The organism is Actinomadura napierensis, from assembly GCF_039529375.1.
GTDB lineage: Bacteria > Actinomycetota > Actinomycetes > Streptosporangiales > Streptosporangiaceae > Spirillospora > Spirillospora napierensis.
This window is the reverse complement of the sequence record NZ_BAAAMR010000104.1, coordinates 1-25,720: the sequence shown is the minus strand read 5'-3', so window position 1 is coordinate 25,720 and position 25,720 is coordinate 1. Positions and strand designations below refer to the sequence as shown.

The following is a 25,720-nucleotide window of genomic DNA, read 5'->3' as shown; positions in this document are numbered from 1 at the left end:
CAACTCAACGGGCTAGCCGAGCCCGTGGTAGTCGCCCTCGTAGAAGATCAGGGGGCGGGCGTCGGGGGACGGGACGTCGAGGCTGAGGACCTCGCCGACGACGATGCTGTGGTCGCCGGCGTCGTGGACGGCGTGGGTGCGGCATTCGAGCGCGGCGACGGCGTTCTTGAAGATCGCGGCGCCGGTGACCGGGCCGCGGACGTGCTCCCAGCCCTGCAGCTGGCCGTCCAGCATGCGGCCGCGGGTCGCGAACCACTGCGAGGCGTCCCGCATCTCCTCGGCCAGCACCGACACCGCCCACTCGCCGGCGTCGAGCGCGAGGTCGTGGAAGCGCGCGATCTTCTCGGGGCAGAACATGACCAGCAGCGGGTCCAGCGACACCGAGGCGAACGCGTTCACGGTCATCGCGTGGTCGTTGCCGTCCACCACGCTCGTCACGATCGCGACGCCCGTCGCGAACCTGCCCACCACCTGCCGGAAGAGCCCGGGATCCACCCCGGGGTCCCCGTTGTCGCCGTTCACAAGGCGCACACCCTACCGAGCTCCCTACCCGCGGGTGCGCGCCGCCCTCCCGGTGAGCCACTGCCCGGGCGGGCCGGGCGACGGGACCCGCGCCACCGCGATCCCCGCGGCCACCATGCCGCCGACGATGTACACATACCCCGCGAGCGTTCCCGGAATGACCAGGTCGCCCTCCGAGCGCTGCATGGACATCACTATCACCACGACGCCCCACACCACGGCGGGCACCGCGGCGCCGATCTTGCCGCCCATCCCCCAGCCGGCCAGCCGGGCCATGGCGTACACCAGCAGCGCCAGCACGACCGAGGTGACCGGCACGTCCCCGGCCGTCCACTGCTGGGCGTACGAGCCGACCAGGCCGAGGACGCCGCCGAGCAGGCCGAGCGCCGCGTACGCCGCGCCCGTCACGAGGGACTCCAGCGGCCCCTCCGCGCGCGCGCCCGCGCCCGCCGCGGACGCGCCGCCCGCCGCTTGGGCGGGAAGATCGTCCTTGGCCAGGCTCACCCGGGCCTCGTCGTCCTCGTCCACGCCCTCAGCGTAGCGAGGGAATCAGGCCCCGGCGTCGCGCAGCCCGGCGAACAGGTCGGTCTCGCGGCGGCCTGGGCCGACCGGGCCGAGCTCGCCCGCCTGGAGGATGAAGTACTCGGTGCCGAACGCCTGCTGGCCGAGGTTGTTCGACAGCGCGAAGAACGGCCCGGCCTCCTCGGGCGCCACCGTGATCTGGGTGCGGTGCGCGCGCAGCGCGGCCAGCTTGGCGGGCAGGTGCGCGCGGGCGTCCACGACCGTGGTGACCTGCCCGTCCGGCACGCCGGAGCCCAGCTCGTCCAGCCCGGCGACCCGCGCGAACGGCAGCTTCGCCTCGCGCATCACCGCGATCGCCCGGGCCAGGACGGTGCGCGGGGTGGCGTAGGCGTAGAACTTCGCGGCCCGCCACGGCTCGCCGCCGCCGGTGAACGCCGGGTCGGCGGCCAGCTCGAACGCCCGCCAGGCGACGCGGTGCGCCTGGATGTGGTCGGGGTGCCCGTAGTTGCCGCGCTCGTCGTAGGTGACGATCACGTGCGGCCGGACCTCCCGGATGATCTCCGCGAGCCCGCCGGCCGCCTCGTCGACGTCGGCGCGCCAGAAGCTGCGCGGATCGTCGTTGGTGGCGGTGCCCATCATGCCCGAGTCGCGCCAGCGGCCGGGGCCGCCGAGGTAGCGGTGGTCGCGCACGCCGAGCGCCGCGGCCGCCGCCGCCATCTCCCCGATCCGGTACTCGCCGAGGCGGTCCTCCTTGTCGGAGGCCAGGTGGCGCAGCTCATCGGGGATGACTTCGCCCTCCTCGCCCAGCGTGCAGGTGACGAGACAGACGTGGGCGCCCTCGGCGGCGTACTTGGCCATGGTCGCCCCGGTCCCGATGGACTCGTCGTCCGGATGGGCGTGGACGAACAGGATCCGCGGCTCCTTCATGGTCACGAGCCTACTCAGGCTCCCCGGGCACGGCGATGACCGCCCTGCCCGGGGGACCGCGACGCCCCGGCGGGCGCGACGTCAGTCGCCCCCTCCGCCGCCACCGGCACCGGTGCCGCCTCCCCCGCCGCCGTCGCCTCCGCCGTCACCGCCGCCCGCGGTGTTCGTCGGGTTCGCCGTCGGCGTGTGCGAGGGCGGCGGCTCGCTGGTGGGGGCCTCGCTGGTCGGGGTCTCCCTGGTCGGCGCCTCACTCGTCGGGAGGCGCGTCGGCGCCTGCGTGGGCCGGTGCGACCGCGGGGTCGTCGGCGTCTCCTGGGTGGGCTCCTCCTCGGTCGGGCTGTCGGAGGTCGTCGCCGAGTCGGAGACGGTCGGGGACGTCCCCGGGTTCGGGGTCTCGTTGTTGCCCCGGTTCGCCATGTAGAGGCCCACGACCAGCGCGAGCACGGCGATCGCCGCGACCGCCGCGAAGATCGGCCACTTGGACCGGCGCTCCGGCTCGAAGTCGTCGTAGCCGGTGTGCCGTCCGCCCTGGTACGGCGGCTGCTGGACGGGCGGCAGCGTGCCGGTGTAACTGGCGGGCGAGACCCGCTGCGTCCGCCCGCCGGGAGGCCCGCCCTGCGCGGCGCCGAAGGCCGCGGCGGCGCCCGCGCCGGCGGCGAGCGTGGAGCCCTCCGCGAGCATCGTGGTCGCCTGGCCGGGGTCGTCCATCCGGGTCTGCCCGGCGCCGCCCGGCCCGCTGCCGATCAGCGCCATCATCAGCTGCTGCGCGGTCGGCCGCCGCTCGGGCTCCTTCACCAGGCACGCCGCGACCAGCCGGTGCAGGTCGGCGGGCACGCCCTCCAGGTACGGCGGCTCGTTCATCACCCGGTTGATCACCGCGACCACGGTGTCGTCGCCGAACGGCGGGTGCCCGGTCGCGGCGAACACCATGGTGGTCGCCCACGCCCACACGTCCACGGCCTCGGTGAGGGTCGCGCCCGCCACCTGCTCGGGGGCCATGTAGGACGGCGTGCCGATCGCCTTGGTGGCGTTGGTCTGGCCGGTGTCCAGCGCCCGCGCGATGCCGAAGTCGATCACCCGCGGGCCGTCCGGCGCCATGATCACGTTGTGCGGCTTGAAGTCGCGGTGCACGATCCCGGCCTGGTGGATCGCCACCAGCGCCGTCGCGGTGCCGATCGCCAGCCGGTCGAGCGCCGCGCCGGTGATCGGCCCGGTCTCGGTGACCTGCGCGTACAGCGACGGGCCCGGCACGTACTCGCTGGCGATGTAGGGCTGGTCGCCCGCGACGTCGGCCTCCAGCACCTGCGCGGTGCAGAACCGGGCGACCTGCTTGGCGGCCTGCGCCTCGCGGACGAACCGGTTGCGGGCGGCCGCGTCCCCGGACAGGTCGGCGCGGAGCAGCTTGATGGCGGCCCTGTTACCCGAGGCGTCGATGCCCGCGTAGACGACGCCCTGGCCGCCTTCGCCGAGCCTTTCGACGATCTCGTACGAGCCCAGCCGCCGGGGATCGCCCGGCTGCAGCTCCGGCATGGACCACTCCTTCAAACCCGCGAGAACAAATGTGCTTGGGGAAGTCTTGAGCTTACGCGAGCGCGGGCGCGGCCACCGGCCGTTCCCCGGCCGCGACGACCGCCCGGAATCATAGGGCCAGGCACCGGCGCCGCGCCGCCGTTCGCAAAGGCTCGCGGGCTGGCAGACTCGGATGCCATGAGCATCAGCTATCCGCGGCAGAGCGCCCGCACCCGCCGTTTCACCCTCGGCGTCCCGCGCGCCTTCCAGATCGCGCCGGACGGGACGCGCGTGGCGTTCCTGCGCACCAGGGCGGGCGACGATCCGGTGACCTGCCTGTGGACGCTGGACACCGGCACCGGCGAGGAGCGCCTGATCGCCGACCCGGCCGCGCTGGACGTGCCGGGCGAGGGGAACCTGCCCGCCGAGGAGCGGGCCCGCCGCGAGCGCGCGCGCGAGCAGGCGGGCGGCATCGTCGGGTACGCCACCGACCGGGAGATGCGGCAGGCCGTGTTCACCCTCGGCGGCCGGCTCTACGTCGCCGACATCGGGTCCGGGCAGGTCCGGGAGCTGCCCGCGCAGGCGCCGGTGTTCGACCCGCGCCCCGACCCGGCTGGCCGCCGCGTCGCCTACGTGTCCGGGCGGACGCTTCGGGTGATCGAGATGGACGGCTCGGACGACCGGGCGCTCGTGCAGCCGGAGTCGGAGCAGATCTCCTACGGCCTCGCGGAGTTCGTCGCGGCCGAGGAGATGGGCCGGATGCGCGGCCACTGGTGGTCACCGGACGGCGGGACGCTGCTGGTCGCGCGGGTGGACGAGACGCCGGTGCAGCGCTGGCACATCGCCGACCCCGCCAACCCCGACCGGACGCCGACCGAGATCGCCTACCCGGCGGCGGGGACGCCGAACGCGATCGTGTCGCTGGTCCTGCTGAAGGTGGACGGCGGCCGGCTCGGCGTCGCCTGGGACCGCGGCATGTTCCCCTACGTCGTCACCGCGTCCTGGGACCGGCACGGCCTGGTGATCGTCGTGCAGCCGCGCGACCAGCGGTCCCAGCGGGTGCTGCGGGTCGACCCGTCCAACGGGGAGACGTCGCTGGCGCACAACGAGCACGACCCGGTGTGGACCGACATCGTGCCCGGCCTGCCCGCGCACACCGGGACGGGCGACCTCGTGTGGGTCACCGAGGACCGCGAGACCGACACCCGCCGCATCACGGTCGGCGGGAAGCCGGTCACGCCGGGCGGCCTGCAGGTCCGCTCGATCCTCGGCGTGGAGGGCGAGTCGATCCTGTTCACCGCGTCGGAGGAGCCCACCGAGGTGCACCTCTACTCCTACGACGCCGGGGAGATCGTCCGCCTCACCGACGGGCAGGGCGTGTTCGGCGGGGTACGGGCCGCCGGTGTGACCGTGGTCACGGGGTCGCGGCTGGACCGTCCGGGCACCGAGGTGGAGGTGCGCGAGCCGTCCGGCATCCACCCGGTCGCGTCGCTCGCCGAGACCCCGGTGATCACGCCGCGGGTCGAGCTGCTGCGCGCCGGCGACCGGGAGGTCCGCACCGCCGTGGTGCTGCCGACCGGCTGGAAGCCCGGCGACGGGCGGCTGCCCGTCCTGATGGACCCCTACGGCGGCCCGCACGCGCAGCGGGTGCTGGCCGTCCAGCGGGCGTACTGCGAGGCGCAGTGGCTCGCCGACCAGGGCTTCGCCGTGGTGATCGCGGACGGCCGGGGCACGCCGGGCCGCGGCCCGGTCTGGGACCGCGCGGTCCGCGGCGACTTCGTCGAGCCGGTGCTGGAGGACCAGATCACCGCGCTGATCGAGGCGGCGCGGGTGCACCCGGCCGCGCTCGACCTGGACCGGGTCGGCATCCGCGGCTGGTCGTTCGGCGGCTGGCTCGCGGCGCTGGCGGTGCTGCGCCGCCCGGACGTGTTCCACGCGGGCATCGCGGGCGCGCCGGTCACCGACTGGCGGCTGTACGACACCCACTACACCGAGCGCTACCTCGGCCACCCGGACGAGGAGCCGGAGAGCTACGCCGACAACTCGCTGATCGGGATGGCGGGCGAGCTGAAGCGCCCGCTGATGATCATCCACGGGCTCGCCGACGACAACGTGGTCGCCGCGCACACGCTGCGGCTGTCGTCGGCGCTGCTGGCCGCCGGCCGCCCGCACACCGTCCTGCCGCTGTCGGGCGTCACCCACATGACCCCGCAAGAGGTGGTGGCGGAGAACCTCCTCCTCGTCCAGGTCGAGTACCTCAAGACCGCCCTGGCTCGATAAGCGGCCGCCGGACCGGAGACGCCGTTTCTTCCCCAGCCACGCAGGACCCTGGACCGTCGCGATCGCGAGCGAAGCCGGATTCGAGCGAAGCAAGAATCCGATCGCGCAGCGAGGCCCCCAGGGCCGAGCCGGAGCGATGCAGCGATACGCGGTGCCCGCCGAAGGGAGGGCGCCCAGCGCCCGACCGCCAAGGGCAATGCAAACTAACATTGCCAGGACGTCCAGAGGGCGGCGTAGGAGCCGTCCTCGGCGAGGAGCTCGTCGTGGGTGCCGAGCTCGGTGATCCGGCCGTCCTCGACGACCGCGACGCGGTCGGCGTCGTGCGCGGTGTGCAGCCGGTGCGCGATCGCCACGACGGTCCGGCCGTCCAGGACGGCGGCGAGCGTGCGCTCCAGCCGGCGGGCGGCGCGCGGGTCGAGCAGCGACGTCGCCTCGTCCAGCACCAGCGTGTGCGGGTCGGCGAGGACGAGCCGGGCCAGCGCGAGCTGCTGCGCCTGCGCGGGCGACAGCGCCGCGCCGCCCTCGCCGACCTCGGCGTCGAGGTCCGGGCCGTCCCAGTCGACGGTCGCGAGGACGTCGCGGATCCGGGCGTCGGACGCGTCCGGGCGTGCCATCGCCAGGTTCTCGCGCAGCGTGCCGCGGAACACGTGGTGCTCCTGGGTGACGAGCGCGACGTGGCCGCGCAGGTCGTCCATGGGCAGCTCGACCAGGGGGACGGGCGCGCCGGACCCGACCGTGACCGCGCCGGAGCGGGGGCCGTCGATCCCGGCGAGCAGGCGGCCCAGCGTCGACTTCCCGGCGCCGCTCGGCCCGACCATCGCCAGCCGCTCCCCCGGCCGCAAGTCGAGGTCCACGCCGTGCAGGACGTCGCGGCCCGTCCGGTAGGAGTAGCGGACGTCCCGCGCGGCGAGCCGCTCGCCGTCCGGGCGCCGCTCCCCCGCCTCCCGGTCCGGCGGGACGTTCCCGACGCCGAGCAGCCGGGCCAGGGACGCGCCGCCGAGCTGCAGCTCGTCCAGCCGGGACAGCAGCATGTCGACCGGTTCGATCAGCTGCTGGACGTACAGGGTCGCGGCGGTGACCTGCGCGAGCGAGGCCATCCCGTGCGCGTAGAACAGGCCGCCGAAGAACAGCGTCGTGGCGACGGGCAGCACGAACCCGAACTCGGCGACCGGGAACAGGACGGTCCGCAGCCGCAGCGTGTACCGCTCGGCGGCGTAGCTGCGGGCGATGTCGGCGTCGCCGCGGGCGTGCCGGCGGCCGGCGAGCCCGAACGCCTCGACCGTCCGGGCGCCGTGCACGGTCTCGGCGAGCCCGTCGGCGATCAGCGCCCAGGACGCGTTCTCGCGCAGGTAGCCGTCCCGGCAGCGCGGCAGGTACCAGCGCATCACGCCCCACAGGACCGGGACGGACACCAGGCACGGCAGCGCGACCAGCGGGCCGTTGAGCAGCAGCGCGCCGAAGGTGAACGCGCCGACGACGATCGCGACGAGGGTCTCCGGCACCGCCTCGCGCAGCGAGGTGCCGAGCGTGTCGACGTCCCGGGACGCGCGGGTGACCAGGTCGCCGGTGCCGGCCCGCTCGACCGCGGACAGCGGCAGCCCGAGCAGCCGGTCGACGAACTCCTCCCGCAGCTCGGCCAGCACGCGCTGGCCGAGCCGCGCGGAGGTGAAGTAGGCGTACCGGGTCAGCACGCCCTGGACGATCACGAACGCGGCGATGGCGAGCGCGGCGGTGTCGATGTGGGCGGTGCCGTCGCCGACGCCCTCGACCAGGTCGCCGAGCAGCCGGGGCGCGACGAGGCCGGCCGCGGCGGCGAGCCCGTGCAGCGCCAGCGTCCCGGCGAGGGCGCGCGGATGCCGCAGCGCGATGCGCCGCGCGTACGCCCGCACCTGCGCGGGTTCCGCGACCGGCAGGATCTCGGTGCTCACGTTTCCTCGGGCCTTCCGTGCTTCGTGTTCGGTGGTTCCGCAGTCCCCGGTGTCAGGGGCTCGGGACGCCCTCGCCGCGGGTGACGGCCGCGGCGTAGCGCGGCTCGGACAGCATCAGGTCGCGGTGCGGGCCCTCGGCGACGACCCGCCCGTCCTCGACGAACGCGACGTGCGCGGCGCGGTCCAGCATCAGCGGGCTGGTCGTGCACACGACGGTGGTGCGGCCCGCGCGCGCCTCGGCGAGCCGCTCGGCGATGCGCGCCTCGGTGTGCGCGTCGACGGCGCTGGTCGGCTCCACGAGGATCAGCACCTCGGGGTCGGCGGCGAGCGCGCGGGCCAGCCGCAGCCGCTGCCGCTGGCCGCCGGAGAACTCCCGTCCCGCCTCGGCGACGTGCCGGTCCAGGCCGGACGCGGCGGCGATGTCCTCGGCGGACGCCGCGCGCAGCGCCTCGTCCAGCACCGCCGGGGGCGTGCCGGGCGGCGCGAGGGCCTCGGCGAGGGTGCCGGAGAACAGCCTGTCCTCGTTGACCGCGACCAGCACGCGGCGGCGCAGGCCGGCGACCTCGCGCAGCGGGACGCCGGCGAAGTCGACGTCCCCGGGCGCGTACCGGCCGAGCCGGTCGGCGATGGCCTGCGCGTCGCGCGGCTGCGCGGCGGCGATCGCGGTGACCCGGCCGGGCCGCACCACCAGCCCGGACGCGATGTCGACGAGCTCGGCGGGCCCGGCCGGGCGGGCGGCGCCGCCGTCCGGCGCCGGCTCCAGGTCGAGCAGCCGGACGACCCGCCGCGCCGCCACCAGCCCCTTGGTGATCTTGCCGGCGGCCTCGCCGATCGTCCGCAGCGGGACGATCAGGAACACCGCGTAGCCGTAACAGGACACCAGGTCGCCGACGCCGATCTCGCCGCGCTCCACGTAGTGGGCGCCCGCCCACGTCACCGCGGCGATCAGCAGGCCGGGCAGCAGCACCTCGGCCCCGGAGATCCGGGACTCGGCGCGGGCCGCGGCCACGCCGGCGTCGCGGACCCGGCCGGACACGCCGCGGTACCGGCCGGAGAACAGCCGCTCCCCGCCGATGCCGCGCAGGATCCGCAGCCCCTCCACCAGGTCGGTGGCGCGGCCGTTCAGCTCGCCGACGAGTTCGCGGTGGGCCTCCTCGCGCTCGCGGAGCGGGCGCAGCAGGGGCGCCGCGAGCAGCAGCACCAGCGGGACGCCGACCAGCACGATCAGGCCGAGCTTCGGCGCCGTCACCAGCAGCACGGCCGCCACCACGACGATCGCGACGACGGCGCCGGAGCCGCGGCACACGATGTCGACGACGTCGCCGAGGTGCGCGACGTCGGACAGCCCGATGCTCACGACCTCGCCCGCGCCGAGCCGCTTCGGCAGCGTCGCGCCGAGCCGGGTGGCGTGCCGCGTGACGATCTGGACGGTCCGGTAGGCCGACGACAGCCACAGGAACACCGCGCGCCGGTGCCTGAGGATCCCGGTCGCGGCCTGCACGCCGCCGAGGACCAGCAGCACGCCCGTCCACGTGGCGAGCGCGCCGTCGTCGCGGCCGGCGACGCCGTCGCCGATGGCGCGGCCGATCGCGGCGGGCATCAGCGCCTGGCTGAGCATCCAGCCGACGCCGAGCAGGACGCCGGCCAGCACGCCGCGCCACTCGGCGCGCAGCAGCCAGAGCAGGTACCGGGTGGGGGATCTGTGGTCCGGGCTGCCTGGATCTTCCTCCGGCAACGGTTTCACCGGACGAAGATATGCGGCGGGCCCCGCCGAGTTCGAACGATTTTCTGGCCTGCGCCGGAGCGGCCGCCCGGCGGCGGGCCGGCGCGCCGGAGGGGGTTTCCGGGCCGTCCGGGACCCGCCTGACGGACGATCACAGGGGTGCGCGGGAAGGTGAGGACACGCTAAGGTCGGAGGGCACGGAGCGATGCTCCTCCGCTCCTCGAGCCGGGACTCCGGCGGCTACGCAGATGCCGCTCCCCCGGTGCGGTCCGGCCCTTGCGTCCTGCCGTCGCAGGAATAACCGGAACGGTCCGGCCGTTGCCAGTGCCGTCGCCCAGCCCCGAGTTCTCCGGAAGCTTAGTGAGCACTATCAGTCACCAGACGCATCCCTTCACGCCAGGGGCCACGTCCGCCGTCCAGGACCGGGTCGACCTGCTCCTCATCGACGACGACCCCTCCGACGTGCTGATGGTAGAGAAGATGCTCGCCGACAGCGGCCTGGACGCGCTGATCACCGTCGCGGCGGACCTGCCCACCGCGCGGCGCCGGCTGACCCGCCGCACCCAGTGCATCATCGTGGACCTGTCCGCGCCGGGCATCGACCGGCTGGAGGGGCTGCGGGAGGTGCTGGACATGTCCGGGACGGCCGCGGTGGTGGTGCTGACCGGGCTGGACGACGCGGGCCTCGGCGTCCGCGCGGTCGCCGCCGGTGCCGAGGACTACCTGGTCAAGCAGGAGGTCGACGGCCCGCTGCTGGCCCGCGCGGTGCGCTACGCCATAGAGCGCAAGCGGTCGGAGGAGACCGAGCGGCGGCTGGTGGAGGCGCGCATCCTGGGCCGCGAGAACGCGCGGCTGGAGCGCGGGCTGCTGCCCGTCCCGCTGATCGACGACCCGTCGCTGCGGCACCACACCCGCTACCGGCCCGGCCGGCGCCGGGCGCTGCTGGGCGGCGACTTCTACGACACCGTGCAGACCGAGGGCGGCGCGGTGCACCTGATGATCGGCGACGTGGCCGGGCACGGCCCGGACGAGGCCGCGCTCGGCGTCCAGCTGAGGATGGCGTGGCGGACGCTGGTGCTGGCCGGGCACACCGGCGAGCAGCTGCTCGGCACGCTCGACACCGTCCTCGGGCACGAGCGGCGCAGCGAGGAGATCTTCACCACCCTCTGCATGATCACGATCGCGCCGTCGCGCCGCACCGCGCGGATGCACCTGGCCGGGCATCCCGCGCCGCTGCTGTTCCGCGAAGAGGCCGGCGGCCGCTTCGAGGTCGCCGCGCTGCCGGAGTACGCGCACGGCCCGGCGCTCGGCCTGGTGCCGGGCGCGGAGTGGCCGACGACGGAGATCGACCTCGGCGAGTCGTGGGGGCTGATGCTCTACACCGACGGCCTGATCGAGGGACGGGTCGGCGCGGGCTCCACCCGGCTCGGCACCGACGGGCTGGTCGAGCTGGCGCGCGGGGCGCGCGGCCGGGGCGCCACCGGGCGGACGCTGATCGACGAGCTGGTGACCGAGGTGGAGCACCTCAACGGGGACGCCCTGACCGACGACCTGGCCGTGCTGCTGCTGTCCCGGCAGGCCACAGCGTCGTGATCTTCGCCACAGCCGCGCCCTGACCGCACACCGGCGGCGACCGGTCAATGTCGTCCGCGTCACCGTGCGGACGAGTTCCCGGACGCTCTGTGAGGTCACTCACGATCATTCGCCGCCCCGGCGGCCGCGATGCCCGTCCCTGCTCGGTTCATAGCCTGCGGCTATCAGAATGAGTGCGCTGATGACTTGGCGCTCTTGTCCAAATTGGACATAGCGTTCGCGACGTGGCTATAGCGATACCTGCGATCTACCGATCGACCGTCGGCAAGAAGGCCGTCATGGCCGTGACCGGCGCCATCCTGGTGCTGTTCCTGATCGCGCACATGATCGGGAACCTGAAGATCTTCCTGGGCGCGGGGGACTTCGACCACTACGCGCACTGGCTGCGCACGATGGGCGAGCCGGCCCTGCCGCACCGCGTGCTGCTGACGCTCCTGGAGATCGTGCTGACGGTCTCGGTCGTCCTGCACATCTGGTCGGCGGTGTCGCTCGGCAAGCGCGCCGCGCACGCCCGGCCCGTCAAGTACCAGTCCAAGAAGAAGTCGCACGCGCAGGGCTACGCCACCTACACGATGCGGTACGGCGGCATCGTCGTCGCGCTGTTCATCATCTGGCACCTGCTGGACCTCACCTTCTTCGCGGTGAACCCGCTGGGCTCCGGCGCGACCCCCTACGACCGGGTCATCGCCGACTTCGACGGCTCCCGCTGGTACATCACCGTCTGGTACGTCCTGGCGGTGCTGCTGGTCGGCCTGCACCTCAACCACGGCATCTGGAGCGCGTTCCAGACCCTGGGCCTGCGCAGCCCCCGCAGCAACGGCGCGCTGCGCGTCCTCGCCGGCGGCGTCGCCGGGGTCGTGACCCTCGGCTTCGTCGCCGTCCCGATCTCCGTCACCTTCGGATGGGTGGGCTGACCATGACCGACAGCTTCTACAAGTCCGGCGAGCCGATCGTCGACGCCAAGGCGCCCAAGGGCCCGATCGAGGACCGCTGGACGACCCGCAAGTTCGAGGCCAAGCAGGTCAACCCGGCCAACAAGCGCAAGAAGAAGATCATCATCATCGGCACCGGGCTGGCGGGCGGCTCGGCCGGCGCGACCCTCGGCGAGGCCGGCTACCACGTCCAGCAGTTCTGCTTCCAGGACAGCCCGCGCCGCGCCCACTCGATCGCGGCGCAGGGCGGCATCAACGCCGCGAAGAACTACCGCAACGACGGCGACAGCGTCTACCGGCTGTTCTACGAGACGGTCAAGGGCGGCGACTTCCGCTCCCGCGAGTCGAACGTGTACCGGCTCGCCGACATCTCCCGGCAGATCATCGACCAGTGCGTCGCGCAGGGCGTCCCGTTCGCCCGCGAGTACGGCGGCCTGCTCGACAACCGCTCGTTCGGCGGCACGCAGGTGTCCCGCACGTTCTACGCCCGCGGCCAGACGGGCCAGCAGCTGCTGCTCGGCGCCTACCAGGCGCTGATGCGCCAGGTCGACGCCGGGAACGTGGAGCTGTACCCGCGGCACGAGATGCTCGACCTGATCATGGAGGACGGCCGGGCGCGCGGTGTCGTCGTCCGCAACCTGATCACCGGCGAGATCAAGCACTACACCGCCGACGCGGTGGTGCTGGCGTCCGGCGGCTACGGCAACGTGTACTTCCTGTCCACCAACGCGATGGGCTCGAACGTCACCGCGTCCTGGCGCGCGCACCGGCACGGCGCCCTGTTCGCCAACCCCTGCTACACCCAGATCCACCCGACCTGCATCCCGGTCAGCGGCGACCACCAGTCGAAGCTGACGCTGATGTCGGAGTCGCTGCGCAACGACGGCCGCGTCTGGGTGCCGAAGAAGGGCGGCGACACCCGCAGGCCGTCCGACATCCCCGAGGACGAGCGCGACTACTACCTGGAGCGCATCTACCCGTCCTTCGGCAACCTGGTCCCGCGCGACATCGCGTCCCGCGCAGCCAAGAACGTCTGCGACGAGGGACGCGGCGTCGGCCCCGGCGGCCTCGGCGTCTACCTCGACTTCGCCGACGCGATCGGGCGGCTCGGCCGCGACAAGGTCGAGGCCAAGTACGGCAACCTCTTCGAGATGTACGAGCGCATCACCGGCGAGAACCCGTACGACACGCCGATGCGCATCTACCCGGCCGTCCACTACACGATGGGCGGGCTGTGGGTCGACTACGACCTGGAGTCGACCATCCCGGGCCTGTTCGTGATCGGCGAGGCGAACTTCTCCGACCACGGCGCGAACCGGCTCGGCGCGTCCGCGCTGATGCAGGGCCTCGCCGACGGCTACTTCGTGCTGCCGAACACCATCAACGACTACATCGCCCGCAACGCCCTGCCCCCGGTCGACGGCAAGGCCGTCGCCGAGGCCGAGGAGCGGGTCACCTCGCGCATCGAGAAGTTCCTGTCGATCGACGGGGACCGTTCCGTCGACTCCTTCCACCGCGAGCTCGGCCACATCATGTGGGAGTACTGCGGCATGGAGCGCACCGAGGAGGGCCTGCGCAAGGCGCTGGAGCTCATCCCGGCGCTGCGCGACGAGTTCTGGACGCGCGTCAAGGTCACCGGCAAGGGCGAGGAGCTCAACCAGCAGCTGGAGAAGGCCGGCCGCGTCGCCGACTTCTTCGAGCTCGCCGAGCTGATGGTGATCGACGCCCTGCACCGCACCGAGTCCTGCGGCGGCCACTTCCGGGCCGAGAGCCAGGACGAGGACGGCGAGGCCAAGCGCGACGACGACGCCTTCGGTTACGTCGCCGCCTGGGAATGGGCCGGCGAGGGCGAGCAGCCCGTCCTCCACAAGGAGGACCTGAACTTCGAATACGTCCACCCGACGCAGAGGTCGTACAAGTAATCATGAAGCTCACACTGCGCGTCTGGCGCCAGAGCGGCCCCCAGGACAAGGGGAGGATGGTCGAGTACAGGCTCGACGACGTCTCCCCGGACGCCTCGTTCCTGGAGATGCTGGACGTCCTCAACGAGAAGCTCATCGCCGGCGGCGAGGAGCCGGTGGCGTTCGACCACGACTGCCGCGAGGGCATCTGCGGCATGTGCTCCCTGGTCATCAACGGGACCCCGCACGGCCCCGAGGAGCGCACCACCACCTGCCAGCTGCACATGCGCAAGTTCAGGGACGGCGAGGTCATCGACGTCGAGCCGTGGCGCGCCAAGGCGTTCCCGGTCGTTAAGGACCTCGTGGTGGACCGGTCCGCGTTCGACCGGATCATCCAGTCCGGCGGGTACATCACCGCGCCGACCGGCACCGCCCCGGAGGCGCACTCCACGCCCGTCCCGAAGCCGGACGCCGACCGCGCGTTCGAGGCCGCCGAGTGCATCGGCTGCGGCGCCTGCGTCGCGGCCTGCCCGAACGGCTCGGCGTCGCTGTTCCTCGGCGCGAAGGTCACCCACCTCGGCCTCATGCCGCAGGGCCAGCCGGAGCGCTGGGACCGCGTCGTGTCGATGCTGGACACCCACGACGAGGAGGGCTTCGGCGGCTGCACCAACACCGGCGAGTGCACCGTCGCGTGCCCGAAGGGTATCCCGCTCGACGTCATCGGCGACCTGAACCGCGACTACCTGAAGGCGACCGCCGGCGGCAAGAAGCGCTGATCGTCCGACCAGGCCACGGCCCCGCCCGGAATACCGGGCGGGGCCGCTCTAATGTGTGCCCATGACGATTACCTTGGTCCCCTACCACCAGGACGAACGCCTCCCCGGCACGACGTTCCCGCTCCCCGAGGCCGAAGTGGTCACGGTCGCGCGCGAGTTCCCCGACGGCGACGTCTGGACGCGGATCGCCGCGCTCTACGAGCCCGTCGCCGCCGAGGTCGCCGCGCAGGTGGCGAATGGAACGGTCCCATCGGTCGTCTCCGGCGACTGCCTGGTCTCCGAGGCCGTCCTGGCCGGCGTACAGCGCGCCGGGGTGGACGCCTCGATCGTGTGGTTCGACGCGCACGGCGACGTGCAGACGCCGGAGACCTCCACGTCCGGGTACATCGGCGGGATGCCGCTGCGGCAGATCCTCGGCGACCACCCCGAACTGCTGTCGTCCCGGCTGGGCCTGCGGCCGCTGCCGGAGGACCGGGCCGTCCTGGTGGACGCCCGCGACCTCGACCCGGCCGAGGCCGACTTCCTCGCCTCGTCCCGGGTGCGCCGCTGCCCGGTGGACGACATCGACCTGCCGGACGGCCCGCTCGTCCTGCACATCGACGTGGACGTGGTCGACAAGGCCGACCTGCCGGGCCTGAAGTTCCCGGTCGGCGGCGGCCCGTCCTTCGACGCCGTCGTCGCGGCCGTCCAGCGGGTGAAGGCCACCGGACGCGTCGCCGCCGTGGACATCGCCTGCCCGTGGCACCCGCCGCAGGCCGCCGACACCCCCGTCCGCACCCGGCTCCTCGCCGCCCTCCTGGCGTCCTGACGCGTCGGAAACCCTGGGCCGCGCGGCACCGCATGCCCTACCATGCTCGTCATGCACGTGCATAAGACAGTGCATCAGCATGAGCACCTGCACGGTACTGCGGGGGTGTCGTTCGCCCTGCACCGCTCGATCGTCTGCGTGGACGTCGAGAAGTACGGCGGCCGGGCGAACTGGGACCAGCTCGCCGTCCGCGACGCCATGTTCCGCGCCCTGGACACGGCGTTCGCCGGGTCCCGGGTGCCCGCGGAGCACGTCGCCTACGAGGACCGGGGCGACGGCGCCCTGATCCTCGTCGACCCCGCCGTGCCGAAGGAGCACCTCGCCGGGGCGTTCCCGGCGAGGCTGGCGGCGTGCCTCGAACGGCACAACGGGGCCGCCGCGCCCGGCGCCCGCGTCCGGCTCCGGGTCGCGATGCACGCCGGGGAGGTGCACTACGACCGCCACGGCGTGGCGGGCAGCGCGATCAACCTGCCGTTCCGGCTGCTGGAGGCCGCCGCCCTCAAGGACGCGCTGCGGAACTCCGCCGGCGTCCTCGCGGTGATCGCGTCGGAGTGGTTCTACAAGGAGGTCATCACGCAGAACCGGACGTGCGAGGCCGCCGCCTACCGGCGCGTCCGCGTCTCGGTCAAGGAGACGCGGACGCCCGCCTGGATACGGTCGCTGCCCGCCGGCCCCGGCTCCGCGGAGACACCCGCGCGGGCCGTCGGCTCGCTCGCCCCCGCCGCGGCACCGCGCCGCTCCGCCTCCCGCACACGTCGTCCCGCCGTCCGGCCGGCCTCGCCTCCGAAGCGCGGCGCGGGAACGGGCCCGGCGGGATCCTCCTGACCACGGGCGGACCGGTCGGTTGACGGATGCCCGGCCGGTCGGGGCGTCCCTACCGTTGGTCGTGTTCCCGGAAGAAGGAGAAGACGATGAACGACAAGGACAAGGACCTGACCGGCAGGGTGGCGGCGCTGGTAGACCGGGCGGAGCTCACCGAGCTGGTCGCGCGGTTCTTCGCCTCGATCGACGACCGCCAGCGGGACCCGCGGGCCCACCCGTTCGACGGCGCGTGGGCGCGTGGCCTGTTCACCGAGGACGTCGAGTTCCGCTACCCCGTCGGCGCCTACACGGGGCACGCCGACGAGGCGATGGACCTGACCATGGACAACTTCGGGCGCACCCAGCACCTGGCCGGCATCCCGCAGATCGCGCTGGACGGCGACCGGGCCGCGGTGCGATGGAGCGCCGTCCACACCCATGTGCACCTCGCGTCCACGCAGGAGGCCCGCGCCGACCGCCTAGGCGAGACGTTCGTGTCCGGCGGCCACTACGACGCGGAGGCCGTCCGCACCCCCGAGGGCTGGCGGTTCCGCGCGGTCGCCCTGGACGTCGCGTGGACGGCGGGCAAGCCGCCCCTCGTCCCGCCGGAGCGGCAGGAGGCCATGCGCCGCCTCGCCGCCTCCTGACCGGGTCAGGGGCGGGGGCGGCAGTGCAGTTCGAGGCCCGGGACGGCGTCCCAGCCGATCAGCCGGACCAGCTTGTCGATGTGCGCCGACACCGAGTGCAGGACGAGCAGCCCGCCGCGTTCGGCGAGGTCGCGGGCCGTCAGGGTGAACGCGCGCAGGCCGGCGACGTCGATGAAGTCGACGCCCGCGAGATCGAGGTGCAGGTCGCCGTCGACGCGGGCGCGGGCGGAGCGCAGGGCGCGTTTCAGTTCGCCGGCGTTGGAGACGTCGACCTCACCGGACACGCGCAGCCAGGGCGCGTCCGCGGCGCCCTCGATGCGCAGCAGCGGGGTGTCGAGTTCGACGACGTCGTAGCGGGGAGCGGTGCGCTCCGGGCGCGGGCCGCCGGGCCCGCCCTCCCCACCGGTGATCCGCCAGACCGTCATCCGCTCCTCGCCCTTCGGGACCGGGGCGCCGCCTACCGTGGGCACGCCCGTATATGCCACGATCTCACCTGTTGACACCTTCTGGTTCCCACCACGCGGGAAAACCGTCATCGGGAGGCTTTTCATGGACGAGAAGGCGATCCTCGAACGGATCCACGAGTTCATCGACGAGGAGCACGCGCTGCGGCAGGCGCACGAACGGTCCGAGGCCACCGGTGAGGACGCCCGGCAGCGGCTGCGGGAGCTGGAGGTGGCCCTCGACCAGTGCTGGGACCTGCTGCGCCAGCGGCGCGCCAGGATCGACGCCGGGCAGAACCCCGACGACGCGCACGTCCGCCCCGCCGGCGAGGTCGAGGGCTACCGCCAGTAAGGCCCGTTCAGGGCACCATCCAGGACAGGACGGCGGTGGACTGCAGGCCCGACAGCACGCACATCCCCGCCAGGAACAGCAGGCTCCACAGCACGACGCGGCGGAAGATGTCGCCCTCGCGGCCGTCCAGGCCGACGGCGGCCGCGGCGATCGCGAGGTTCTGCGGCGACACCATCTTGCCGAGGACGCCGCCGGAGCTGTTGGTGGCGGCCATCAGGACCGGCGACAGGTCGGCCTTGTTCGCGGCGGTGATCTGCAGGGCGCCGAACAGGGAGTTCGACGAGGTGTCCGACCCGGTGACGGCGGTGCCGAGCCAGCCGAGGACCGGGGACAGCACGGCGAAGGCGCCGCCCGCGCCGGCCATCCAGGTGCCGAGGGTGACGGTCTGCCCGGAGGCGTTCATCACGAACGCGAGCGCCAGCACGGCCATCACGGTGACGATCGCCCAGCGGAGCTGGACGAGCGTGGTGCCGTAGGCGCGCAGCGCCCGGACGACGCCGACGCGCAGCGCGATCATGGTGATGAGGCCGGCGACGAGCATCTGGGTGCCGGGCGTGGTGAAGTAGTTGAAGGTGAAGGTGGGCAGCGTCGACGGCTTGCCGGACGCGCCCGTGATGTGCAGGCCGGGCCAGCCGACCGTCTGCGTGGCGCCGTTCAGCCAGTCCTTGACCTGGTCGATCTGGCAGACGACGAACACCGCGATGATGATCGCGTACGGGGCGTAGGCGCGGACGATGTCGGCCCGCGAGTCGGCGGGGGCCTCGCCGCGCCCGGCGCGGGCGGCGAACTCGGGGGTGGGCTCGTCCGCCGAACCGCCGGCGATCACCGGGCGGGCCGGGGCGTGCGGCCGGCGCAGCCGGACGACCAGGACGACCGCGGCGGCCGAGACCAGCGAGGCGACGACGTCGGCGAGCGGCACCGAGATGAAGTTGGCGGTGACGTACTGCGCGACGCCGAACGCGGCGCCGCAGAACAGCGCGGTCGGCCACGTCTCGCGGACGCCGCGCCGGCCGTCGACGATCAGCACCAGGATCAGCGGGACGAACACCGCGAGGATCGGGGTCTGCCGGCCGACCATGGCGCCGAGGGTGTCGCTGGACTCGCCGGTGACCTTGCCGAGGGTGAGGATCGGCGTGGCCATCGCGCCGAACGCGACCGGCGCGGTGTTGGCGGTGAGGGCCAGGACGGCGGCCTTCAGCGGCTGGAAGCCGAGCGCGATCAGCATGACCGAGGTGACGGCGACGGGGGTGCCGAAGCCGGCAAGCGCTTCCAGCAGCGCGCCGAAGGAGAACGCGATCAGGATCGCCTGCAGCCGCTGGTCGTCGCTGACCTGCGCGAACGTGCGCCGCAGCACGTCGAAGTGCCCGGTCGCGACGGTCATGTTGTAGACCCAGAGCGCGTTGATGACGATCCACAGGATGGGGAAGAAGCCGAACGCGGCGCCTTCGCTGCCGGCCAGGAACGCCTGGCCCACCGGCATCCCGTACGTCCAGACGGCGACGGCCAGGGACACCGCCAGGGCGATCAGGGAGGCCAGCCAGGCGCGCATCCGGACGCCGCCGAGCAGGACGAACAGCACCGCCAGCGGCAGCGCGGCGACCAGGGAACTCCAGCCGAGCGAATCGGCGACGGGATCGAGGACCTGTCGGTACACGGGATCACCTCGCGAGTAGGAGCGGCCCCCGAGTGAGCGATCAATACCCCCTGATGTGTCCCGCCTCACATTGATGGTGAACTTTTCAACCGGTCAGCGCGCCGCTGGAGGCCGTCCCGCAGGGCTCAGAGCAGCGGGAGCAGCCGGGACGGGGTGATCGGCAGGTCGCGGACGCGGACCCCGGTCGCGTTGTGCACGGCGTTGGCGACCGACGCGGCGGCGCCGACGATGCCGATCTCGCCGATGCCCTTCGACCCCATCGGGTTCAGGTGCGGGTCGGACTCCTCCACCCACGCCGCGTCGATGTCGCGGACGTCGGCGCAGGCCGGCACGTGGTACTGGGCGAGGTCGCGGTTGACGTAGTCGCCGAACCGGTCGTCCATGACGCTCTCCTCCATCAGCGCCATGCCGATCCCCATCGTCATGCCGCCGATGAACTGCGACCGCGCGGTCTTGGGGTTGATGATCCGTCCGGCGGCGAACACGCCGAGCATCCGGCGGACCCGGACCTCGCCCGTGTCGGCGTCCACCTCGACCTCGGTGAACTGGGCGCCGAACGCGTGCCGGGCGTACTCGTCGCGGGCCTTGATCTCCTCGGCGGTGTCGGCGGACGCCTCCAGCCCGCCGGGCGGGACGGAGCCGTTCATCTTGCCGCGCAGCGACTCGCAGGCGCGGACGACGGCGGTGCCCCAGCTCGCGGTCCCGGCGGAGCCGCCCGCGACGGTCGCGTCGGGCAGGGAGCTGTCGCCGATCTCGACCGTCACCCGGTCCGCGTCGGCCTTGAGCGCCTCGGCGGCGATCAGCGTGAGGGCGGTGCGGGCGCCGGTGCCGATGTCGGCGGCGGCGATCCGCACGGTGAACCGCCCGTCCGCGTCGACGCGCGCCGTGGCCTTGTTCGGCCGCATGTAGGCGGGATAAGTGGACGCGGCGACCCCCATCCCGACGAGCCTTCGGCCCTCCCAGCGGGCGCCGGGCTCGGGGTCGCGGTGCTCCCAGCCGAACCGGTCGGCGCCCTCGCGCAGGCACGCGACGAGGTTGCGGGAGCTGAACGGCAGCCCGCTCTCGGGCTCGCGGTCGGTGTCGTTGAGGATCCGCAGCTCGACGGGGTCGACGCCGGCGGCGAAGGCCAGCTCGTCCATCGCCGACTCCAGCGCGAACATGCCGGGCGTCTCGCCGGGCGCCCGCATCCACGACGGCGTCGGGACGTCGAGGCGGGCCAGCCGGTGCGAGGTGCGGCGGTTGCCCGCCCGGTACACCACGCGCGTCGGGGTCGCGGTCTGCTCGGCGAACTCGGTGACCGTCGAGGACTGCTCGAACACCTCGTGGACGATCGCGTTCAGCGTCCCGTCGGCGTCGGCGCCGAGCCGGAACCGCTGGATCGTCGGCGTCCGGTAGCCGGTGGTGGCGAACATCTGCTGGCGCGGCACGGCGAACTTCACCGGACGGCGCACCGCGCCCGCCGCCATCGCCGCGAGCACCACGTTCGGGCGCGGCGTCCCCTTGGAGCCGAAACCGCCGCCGACGTGCGGAGCGATGACACGCACGTGCGTCTTTTCGAGACCGAAGACCTGCGCGATCGTGTCCCGCGTCGGGGAGGAGCCCTGCGTGGAGTCGTACAGCGTGAGGGTGCCGTCGTCGTTCCACTGGGCCGCGGTCGTGTGCGGCTCCATCGGGTTGTTGTGCTCGGCCGGCGTCGTGTACGTGGCGTCCACGCGGACGGCGGAGTCGTTGTAGGCCGCTTCCGGGTCGCCCTGCTCGGTGTCGGCGGGGAACGCCGGGTTCACCTTGTCGGGCTTGTACAGGCCCGGGTGGTCCGCGCTGAGCCGCACGTCGTGCGGTTCGGACACGTAGGTGATGCGGACGTGGCGCGCCGCCTCCCGCGCGATGTCGAGCGTCTCGGCGACGACGGCCGCGACGAACTGGCCGCGGTACGCCACCGTCCGGGACTGGAACAGCGCCAGCTCCCGGTCCGGGACGTCGTGCAGGTGCGGCGCGTTCTCGCAGGACAGGACGGTGAGGACGCCCGGGATCTTCAGCGCCGCCTCCGCGTCCACCGCCGTGATCTCGCCCTTGGCGATCGTCGCCTGCACGGCGGCGGCGTACGCGGGGTCCTCCAGCGGGTACTCGTAGGCGTACCGGGCCGCTCCGGTGACCTTGTCGCGGCTCTCCAGCCGGTCGGTCATGACTGCTCTCCCAGCTCGGTCAGCGTCCGGACGATCAGGTTGCGCGCGAGCGGCACCTTGTAGGCGTTGTCGCGCAGCGGCTCGGCGAGGTCCAGTTCCGCCTCGGCGGCGCGCTGGAACTCCTCGGCGATGGCCGGGGCGCCGCGCAGCGTCTCCTCGGCTCGGCGCGCCCGCCACGGCTTGTGCGCGACGCCGCCCAGCGCGATCCGCACGTCGCGGACCGTGCCGCCCTCCACGTCGAGCGCCACCGCGATCGACACCAGCGCGAACGCGAACGAGGCGCGCTCGCGGACCTTGCGGTAGCGGGACGGGATGTCCAGCGGCGGCACCTCGACCGCCGTGATGAGGTCGCCGTTCTCCAGGTTCGTGTCGCGCTGCGGCTCGTTGCCGGGCAGCCGGTGCAGGTCGGCGATCGGGATCGCCCTCTCGCCGTCGCGGCCCTGGACGTGGACGGTCGCGTCGAGCGCGGCGAGGGCCACCGCCATGTCGGACGGGTGGGTCGCCACGCACGCCTCGGAATGGCCGAGGATCGCGAGGTTGTGGTGCTCGCCCTCCCGGGCCGGGCAGCCGCTGCCCGGATCGCGCTTGTTGCAGGGCTTGTCGGCGTCCTGGAAGTAGGAGCAGCGCGTGCGCTGCAGCAGGTTGCCGCCGACCGTCGCGAGATTGCGGATCTGGCCGGACGCCCCCGCCAGGACGGCCTGCGCGAGCACGGGATGGCTCTCGCGCACCGTCCGGTCCGCCGCGAGGTCGCTGTTGCTGACGGCGGCGCCGATGAGCAGGCTCCCGTCCGGGCGCAGCTCGATCTCACCGTGGGGAAGGCGGGAGACGTCGACGAGGCGGGACGGCTCCTCCACGCCGAGCCGCATCAGGTCCACGAGGTTGGTCCCGCCGCCCAGGTAGTAGGCGCCGTCGTTGTGCCGCTGCAAGGCGTCGTCGGCGCTGGTGGCGCGCTCGTACACGAAGGGCCTCATGCCTTGGTGGCCTCCGTCCGCGTCTTCAGCGACGCCTCGCGTACCGCCTTGACGATGCCCGTGTACGCGCCGCACCGGCAGAGGTTGCCGCTCATCCGTTCGCGTATCTCGGCGTCGTCGAGGACGGGATCGCCGCTGAGGTCCTCGGTCACCGCGCTGGGCCAGCCGTGGCCCGCCTCGTCGAGGACGGCCGTCGCGGAGCAGAGCTGGCCGGGCGTGCAGTACCCGCACTGGAACGCGTCCTGCTCGATGAACGCCTCCTGGACGGCGCTGAGCCGCCCGTCCTCGGCGAGCCCCTCCACGGTGACGACCTCGGCGCCGTCGTGCGCGACGGCCAGCGCCAGGCACGCGTTCGCCCGCCGGCCGTCCAGCAGGACGGTGCAGGCCCCGCACTGGCCGTGGTCGCAGCCCTTCTTCGAGCCCGTCAGCCCGAGGTCCTCGCGCAGCGTGTCCAGCAGCGAGGCGCGCGTGTCGACGCGGAGCCGGTGCTCGGTCCCGTTCACGACCAGCGTGATCTCGGTGTGTACCGGGGTGACTTCGCTGTCCATGACCGGGCCCCTACCCCGGATCGGCGGTGGGCAGTCGGCCCGGACCGGCGGACGCGGTCAGGGCGTCCAGCGGCGCGGCCCGGTCTCCTTCTCGTACGGCTGCGGATCGGGGTAGGTGAGCAGCTCGAAGGTGCTGCCCCACGGCGTCCGCGCGTACTGGTAACGGTTGCGGTCGCCGGCCTCGGGGCCCGGCAGCGGCTGCGGGTCGCCGAGCAGCAGCCCGCCTGCCTCCTGCACGCCGCGCGCCGCCTCGTCCAGGTCGTCCACGTAGAACCCGACGTGCTGCCAGCCGAAGTCGCTCGGCAGCGCGGGCGGGCGGCGCTCGGTGCCGCGGAACTCGAACAGCTCCAGGCCCGGGCCGTTCGGCAGCCGCAGCATCCGCATCGCGACCTCCTCGGTGCCCGCCGGCACGCCGAGGCGCCGCTCGGTCTCCGGCCCGGTGATCGGGCCGTCCTCGCGGCGCAGCGTGTCGTACAGCGGCCGGGCGCCCAGCACGGCGCCGAAGAACGCGGTGGCCGCCTCCAGGTCCGGGACGGTCACCCCGACATGATCGATCCCCCTTACGCTCATACCGCTGGAATGCCCGGCCCCACCAGGCCCAACCCGTGGCGGCGGTCACCTGATCGGCGACTTCGAGGTCAGCGGCGGCGGGGTCAGCGGCGGCGGGGTCAGCGGCGGCGGGGTCAGCGGCGGCGGCGGCGGGGGCGGAGCCGGTACAGCCGGTACCAGGCCAGCGCGGAGAACAGCGCGCCGAGCGCCGCCGCGATGCCGAGGTCCATGCCCCAGGCGCCCACGGCGTGCTTCCACACCGCGTCGGGGCCGCCCGCGTGCGGCATGATCTTGTCGAGGTCGATGGTCGCGGCGGCGGCGCCGAACCCCCAGCGGGAGGGCGACAGCCACGCCAGCTGCTCCAGGCCCGGCTTGCCCGCGAGCCGCACCAGCCCGCCCGACAGCACCAGCTGCCCCATCGACAGGACGATCAGCAGCGGCAGCGTCTTCTCCGAGCTGTTCACCGACGCCGACACCAGCAGGCCGAGCGCCATCGACACCACGCCGAGCAGCGCCATCGCCAGCATCAGCTCCGGCAGCACCGGCGCGAACGTCCCGGACGGCGGCAGCTTCACCCCGATCGTCCCGATCAGCACCAGCACGACCGCCTGCAGCGCCGTGATCACGCCGAGGACCAGCAGCTTCGACATCAGGTACACGCCGGCCGACAGCCCCGCCGCGCGTTCCCGGCTGTAGATCGTCCGCTCCTTGACCAGCTCCCGGACGGCGTTGCCGGTGCCCGCGAAGCACGCCGCGAACGCCAGCACCATCAGCTTGGACGCCGCGTCGGCGTTGGAGCCCGGCGGCCCGGTCAGCCCCTTCGGCGCGGGGATCGCCGCGCTCAGCCCGCCGAGGATCAGCGGCATCACCCCGAGCAGCACGAGATAGCTGCGGTCGGACGCGATCACCGAGAGGTAGCGCCGGCACAACGTGCTGAGCTGCGCGAACCGGGACTGCTGCGGAGGCGGCGGGGCCGGCACGGAGGTGTCGGCCTGCACGGCGCCGCCCTGCCGGCCGCTCTCCACGTACCGGGCGTGGCGGGGCGAGCGGCGGAACTCGCTCGCCCAGTCGCGGTCCGGTTCGCGGTCGAACGCCTGGAACACCTCGGCCCACGACTTCTTCCCGAAATGCTCCAGCCCCTCGCCGGGCGGGCCGTAGTAGGCCAGCCGCCCGCCCGGGACCAGGACGAGCAGCCGGTCGCAGATGTCGAGGTTCGCGACGCTGTGCGTGACGACGATGACCGTCCGGCCGTCGTGCGCCAGCTCGGCCAGCATCTCCATGACCGTCTTGTCCAGGCCGGGGTCGAGGCCGGAGGTCGGCTCGTCCAGGAACAGCAGCGACGGCTTGGTCAGCAGCTCCAGCGCCACGCTGACCCGCTTGCGCTGCCCGCCCGACAGCCGGTCGATGCGGGTCTTGGCGTGCGCGGTGAGGCCCAGCTCCCCGATCACCTCGTCGACCCGCTGCTCGCGCTCCTGCTTGCGGGTGTCGCCGGGGAAGCGCAGCTCGGCGGCGAACAGCAGCGCCCGCCGCGTGTCGAGCTGGGTGTGCAGGATGTCCTCCTGCGGGACGAGCCCGATGCGGTGCCGCAGCTCGTCGTAGTCGGAGTACAGGTCGCGGCCGTCGTAGCGGACCGTCCCCTCGGTCGCGGGACGCGTGCCGGTCACCGCACCGAGCAGCGTCGACTTGCCCGCGCCGGACGGCCCGATCACCCCGACCAGCGACCGCTCCGGGATCGGGAAGCCCACCCCGTCCAGGATCACCTTGCCCTCGGGCGTCCGGACGATCAGGTCCTCGACCGACAGCGACACGTCGCCGGTGTCGACGTACTCCCGCAGCTCCTGGCCGACCAGCTGGAACGTCGCGTGCCCGACACCGAGCAGGTCGCTCTCGGTGAACTCCGCCGACTCGACCCGGTTGCCGTTGACGTAGGTGCCGTTGTGGCTGCCGAGGTCGACGATCTGGTGCCGACCCGGGCCGAGCGTACGCAGCTCCGCGTGGTGCCGCGACACCACCAGGTCCGCCACCACGATGTCGTTGTCGGCGGCGCGGCCGATCCGCAGCGTGCGGGGCGCGACCCGGATGACCTGGCTGGGGTTCCGGTCGACGCTCGGCCGGTACTGCGCGGCCGGTTCCGGCCGCGGCTCCGGTGAC

The 25,720-nt window shown here is 73.4% G+C and carries 22 protein-coding genes; 9 read left to right on the top strand and 13 right to left on the bottom strand.

Going from position 1 to position 25,720, the window contains the following annotated elements:
- Positions 1 to 12: 12 nt before the first annotated feature.
- The 4 genes from ABD296_RS38920 to ABD296_RS38905 all read right to left on the bottom strand — a co-directional run bounded on the left by ABD296_RS38920 (position 13) and on the right by ABD296_RS38905 (position 3,501).
- Complete coding sequence (locus tag ABD296_RS38920; RefSeq protein WP_344279622.1) at positions 13 to 531, bottom strand: flavin reductase family protein; 519 nt, start codon at positions 529 to 531, stop codon at positions 13 to 15.
- A 15-nt stretch (positions 532 to 546) separates the two neighbouring features.
- Positions 547 to 1,050 (bottom strand): DUF6113 family protein, encoded by a 504-nt coding sequence (locus ABD296_RS38915; protein WP_344279619.1) that lies wholly within the window; start codon positions 1,048 to 1,050, stop codon positions 547 to 549.
- 21 nt (positions 1,051 to 1,071) lie between these two features.
- A complete protein-coding gene (gene mshB, locus ABD296_RS38910; protein WP_344279616.1) occupies positions 1,072 to 1,971 on the bottom strand; it encodes an N-acetyl-1-D-myo-inositol-2-amino-2-deoxy-alpha-D-glucopyranoside deacetylase in 900 nt (299 codons plus the stop codon).
- An 81-nt stretch (positions 1,972 to 2,052) separates the two neighbouring features.
- Positions 2,053 to 3,501 (bottom strand): serine/threonine protein kinase, encoded by a 1,449-nt coding sequence (locus ABD296_RS38905; RefSeq protein WP_344279613.1) that lies wholly within the window; start codon positions 3,499 to 3,501, stop codon positions 2,053 to 2,055.
- Positions 3,502 to 3,678: 177 nt separating this feature from the next.
- Between ABD296_RS38905 and ABD296_RS38900 the strand changes: the two genes are divergently transcribed.
- Complete coding sequence (locus ABD296_RS38900) at positions 3,679 to 5,760, top strand: S9 family peptidase (RefSeq protein ID WP_344279610.1); 2,082 nt, start codon at positions 3,679 to 3,681, stop codon at positions 5,758 to 5,760.
- Positions 5,761 to 5,963: 203 nt separating this feature from the next.
- On the opposite strand, the gene ABD296_RS38895 is transcribed toward ABD296_RS38900, so the two are convergent.
- A complete protein-coding gene (locus ABD296_RS38895; RefSeq protein ID WP_344279607.1) occupies positions 5,964 to 7,688 on the bottom strand; it encodes an ABC transporter ATP-binding protein in 1,725 nt (574 codons plus the stop codon).
- A 52-nt stretch (positions 7,689 to 7,740) separates the two neighbouring features.
- On the bottom strand, positions 7,741 to 9,432 hold the full coding sequence (locus ABD296_RS38890) for an ABC transporter ATP-binding protein (RefSeq protein WP_344279604.1): 1,692 nt from the start codon (positions 9,430 to 9,432) through the stop codon (positions 7,741 to 7,743).
- Between the two features lie 339 nt (positions 9,433 to 9,771).
- On the opposite strand from ABD296_RS38890, the gene ABD296_RS38885 reads away from it, so the two are divergent.
- The 7 genes from ABD296_RS38885 (at position 9,772) to ABD296_RS38855 (ending at position 16,869) form a co-directional block, all read left to right on the top strand.
- Entirely contained in the window at positions 9,772 to 11,004 is a 1,233-nt protein-coding gene (locus ABD296_RS38885) for a PP2C family protein-serine/threonine phosphatase (protein ID WP_344279602.1), read from the top strand.
- Between the two features lie 224 nt (positions 11,005 to 11,228).
- Positions 11,229 to 11,918, top strand: a complete 690-nt coding sequence (locus ABD296_RS38880) for a succinate dehydrogenase cytochrome b subunit (RefSeq protein WP_344279599.1) — start codon at positions 11,229 to 11,231, stop codon at positions 11,916 to 11,918.
- A gap of 2 nt (positions 11,919 to 11,920) precedes the next feature.
- Positions 11,921 to 13,858, top strand: coding sequence for a fumarate reductase/succinate dehydrogenase flavoprotein subunit (locus ABD296_RS38875; protein ID WP_344279596.1), 1,938 nt, complete (start codon positions 11,921 to 11,923; stop codon positions 13,856 to 13,858).
- A gap of 2 nt (positions 13,859 to 13,860) precedes the next feature.
- Positions 13,861 to 14,613: a succinate dehydrogenase/fumarate reductase iron-sulfur subunit gene (locus tag ABD296_RS38870; RefSeq protein ID WP_344279594.1), complete on the top strand. Its 753-nt coding sequence runs from the start codon at positions 13,861 to 13,863 to the stop codon at positions 14,611 to 14,613.
- Between the two features lie 61 nt (positions 14,614 to 14,674).
- A complete protein-coding gene (locus tag ABD296_RS38865) occupies positions 14,675 to 15,421 on the top strand; it encodes an arginase family protein (RefSeq protein WP_344279591.1) in 747 nt (248 codons plus the stop codon).
- A 51-nt stretch (positions 15,422 to 15,472) separates the two neighbouring features.
- Entirely contained in the window at positions 15,473 to 16,246 is a 774-nt protein-coding gene (locus tag ABD296_RS38860) for a hypothetical protein (protein ID WP_344279589.1), read from the top strand.
- Between the two features lie 86 nt (positions 16,247 to 16,332).
- Complete coding sequence (locus ABD296_RS38855; protein ID WP_344279587.1) at positions 16,333 to 16,869, top strand: nuclear transport factor 2 family protein; 537 nt, start codon at positions 16,333 to 16,335, stop codon at positions 16,867 to 16,869.
- A 5-nt stretch (positions 16,870 to 16,874) separates the two neighbouring features.
- On the opposite strand, the gene ABD296_RS38850 is transcribed toward ABD296_RS38855, so the two are convergent.
- Entirely contained in the window at positions 16,875 to 17,339 is a 465-nt protein-coding gene (locus ABD296_RS38850; RefSeq protein ID WP_344279585.1) for an STAS domain-containing protein, read from the bottom strand.
- A gap of 79 nt (positions 17,340 to 17,418) precedes the next feature.
- On the opposite strand from ABD296_RS38850, the gene ABD296_RS38845 reads away from it, so the two are divergent.
- Positions 17,419 to 17,664 carry a DUF2630 family protein gene (locus tag ABD296_RS38845; protein WP_344279582.1) on the top strand — a complete coding sequence of 82 codons (246 nt, stop codon included), beginning with the start codon at positions 17,419 to 17,421 and terminating at the stop codon, positions 17,662 to 17,664.
- Between the two features lie 7 nt (positions 17,665 to 17,671).
- Here ABD296_RS38845 and ABD296_RS38840 read toward each other — a convergent pair whose 3' ends face one another.
- The 6 genes from ABD296_RS38840 to ABD296_RS38815 form a co-directional block, all read right to left on the bottom strand.
- The gene (locus ABD296_RS38840; protein ID WP_344279579.1) at positions 17,672 to 19,318 is read right to left on the bottom strand and encodes an L-lactate permease; all 1,647 of its coding nucleotides are present in this window, start codon (positions 19,316 to 19,318) and stop codon (positions 17,672 to 17,674) included.
- A 125-nt stretch (positions 19,319 to 19,443) separates the two neighbouring features.
- Positions 19,444 to 21,501, bottom strand: a complete 2,058-nt coding sequence (locus ABD296_RS38835) for a xanthine dehydrogenase family protein molybdopterin-binding subunit (RefSeq protein ID WP_344279577.1) — start codon at positions 21,499 to 21,501, stop codon at positions 19,444 to 19,446.
- The gene (locus ABD296_RS38830) at positions 21,498 to 22,472 is read right to left on the bottom strand and encodes an FAD binding domain-containing protein (protein ID WP_344279574.1); all 975 of its coding nucleotides are present in this window, start codon (positions 22,470 to 22,472) and stop codon (positions 21,498 to 21,500) included. Before ABD296_RS38830 ends, ABD296_RS38835 begins: the two co-directional genes overlap by 4 nt.
- Entirely contained in the window at positions 22,469 to 23,020 is a 552-nt protein-coding gene (locus tag ABD296_RS38825) for a (2Fe-2S)-binding protein (RefSeq protein WP_344279571.1), read from the bottom strand. The genes ABD296_RS38830 and ABD296_RS38825 overlap by 4 nt, the downstream gene beginning before the upstream one ends.
- Positions 23,021 to 23,077: 57 nt before the next feature.
- A complete protein-coding gene (locus ABD296_RS38820; RefSeq protein ID WP_344279568.1) occupies positions 23,078 to 23,590 on the bottom strand; it encodes a VOC family protein in 513 nt (170 codons plus the stop codon).
- Between the two features lie 113 nt (positions 23,591 to 23,703).
- The coding region (locus ABD296_RS38815; protein WP_344279565.1) for an ATP-binding cassette domain-containing protein at positions 23,704 to 25,720 on the bottom strand (2,017 nt) is incomplete at its 5' end.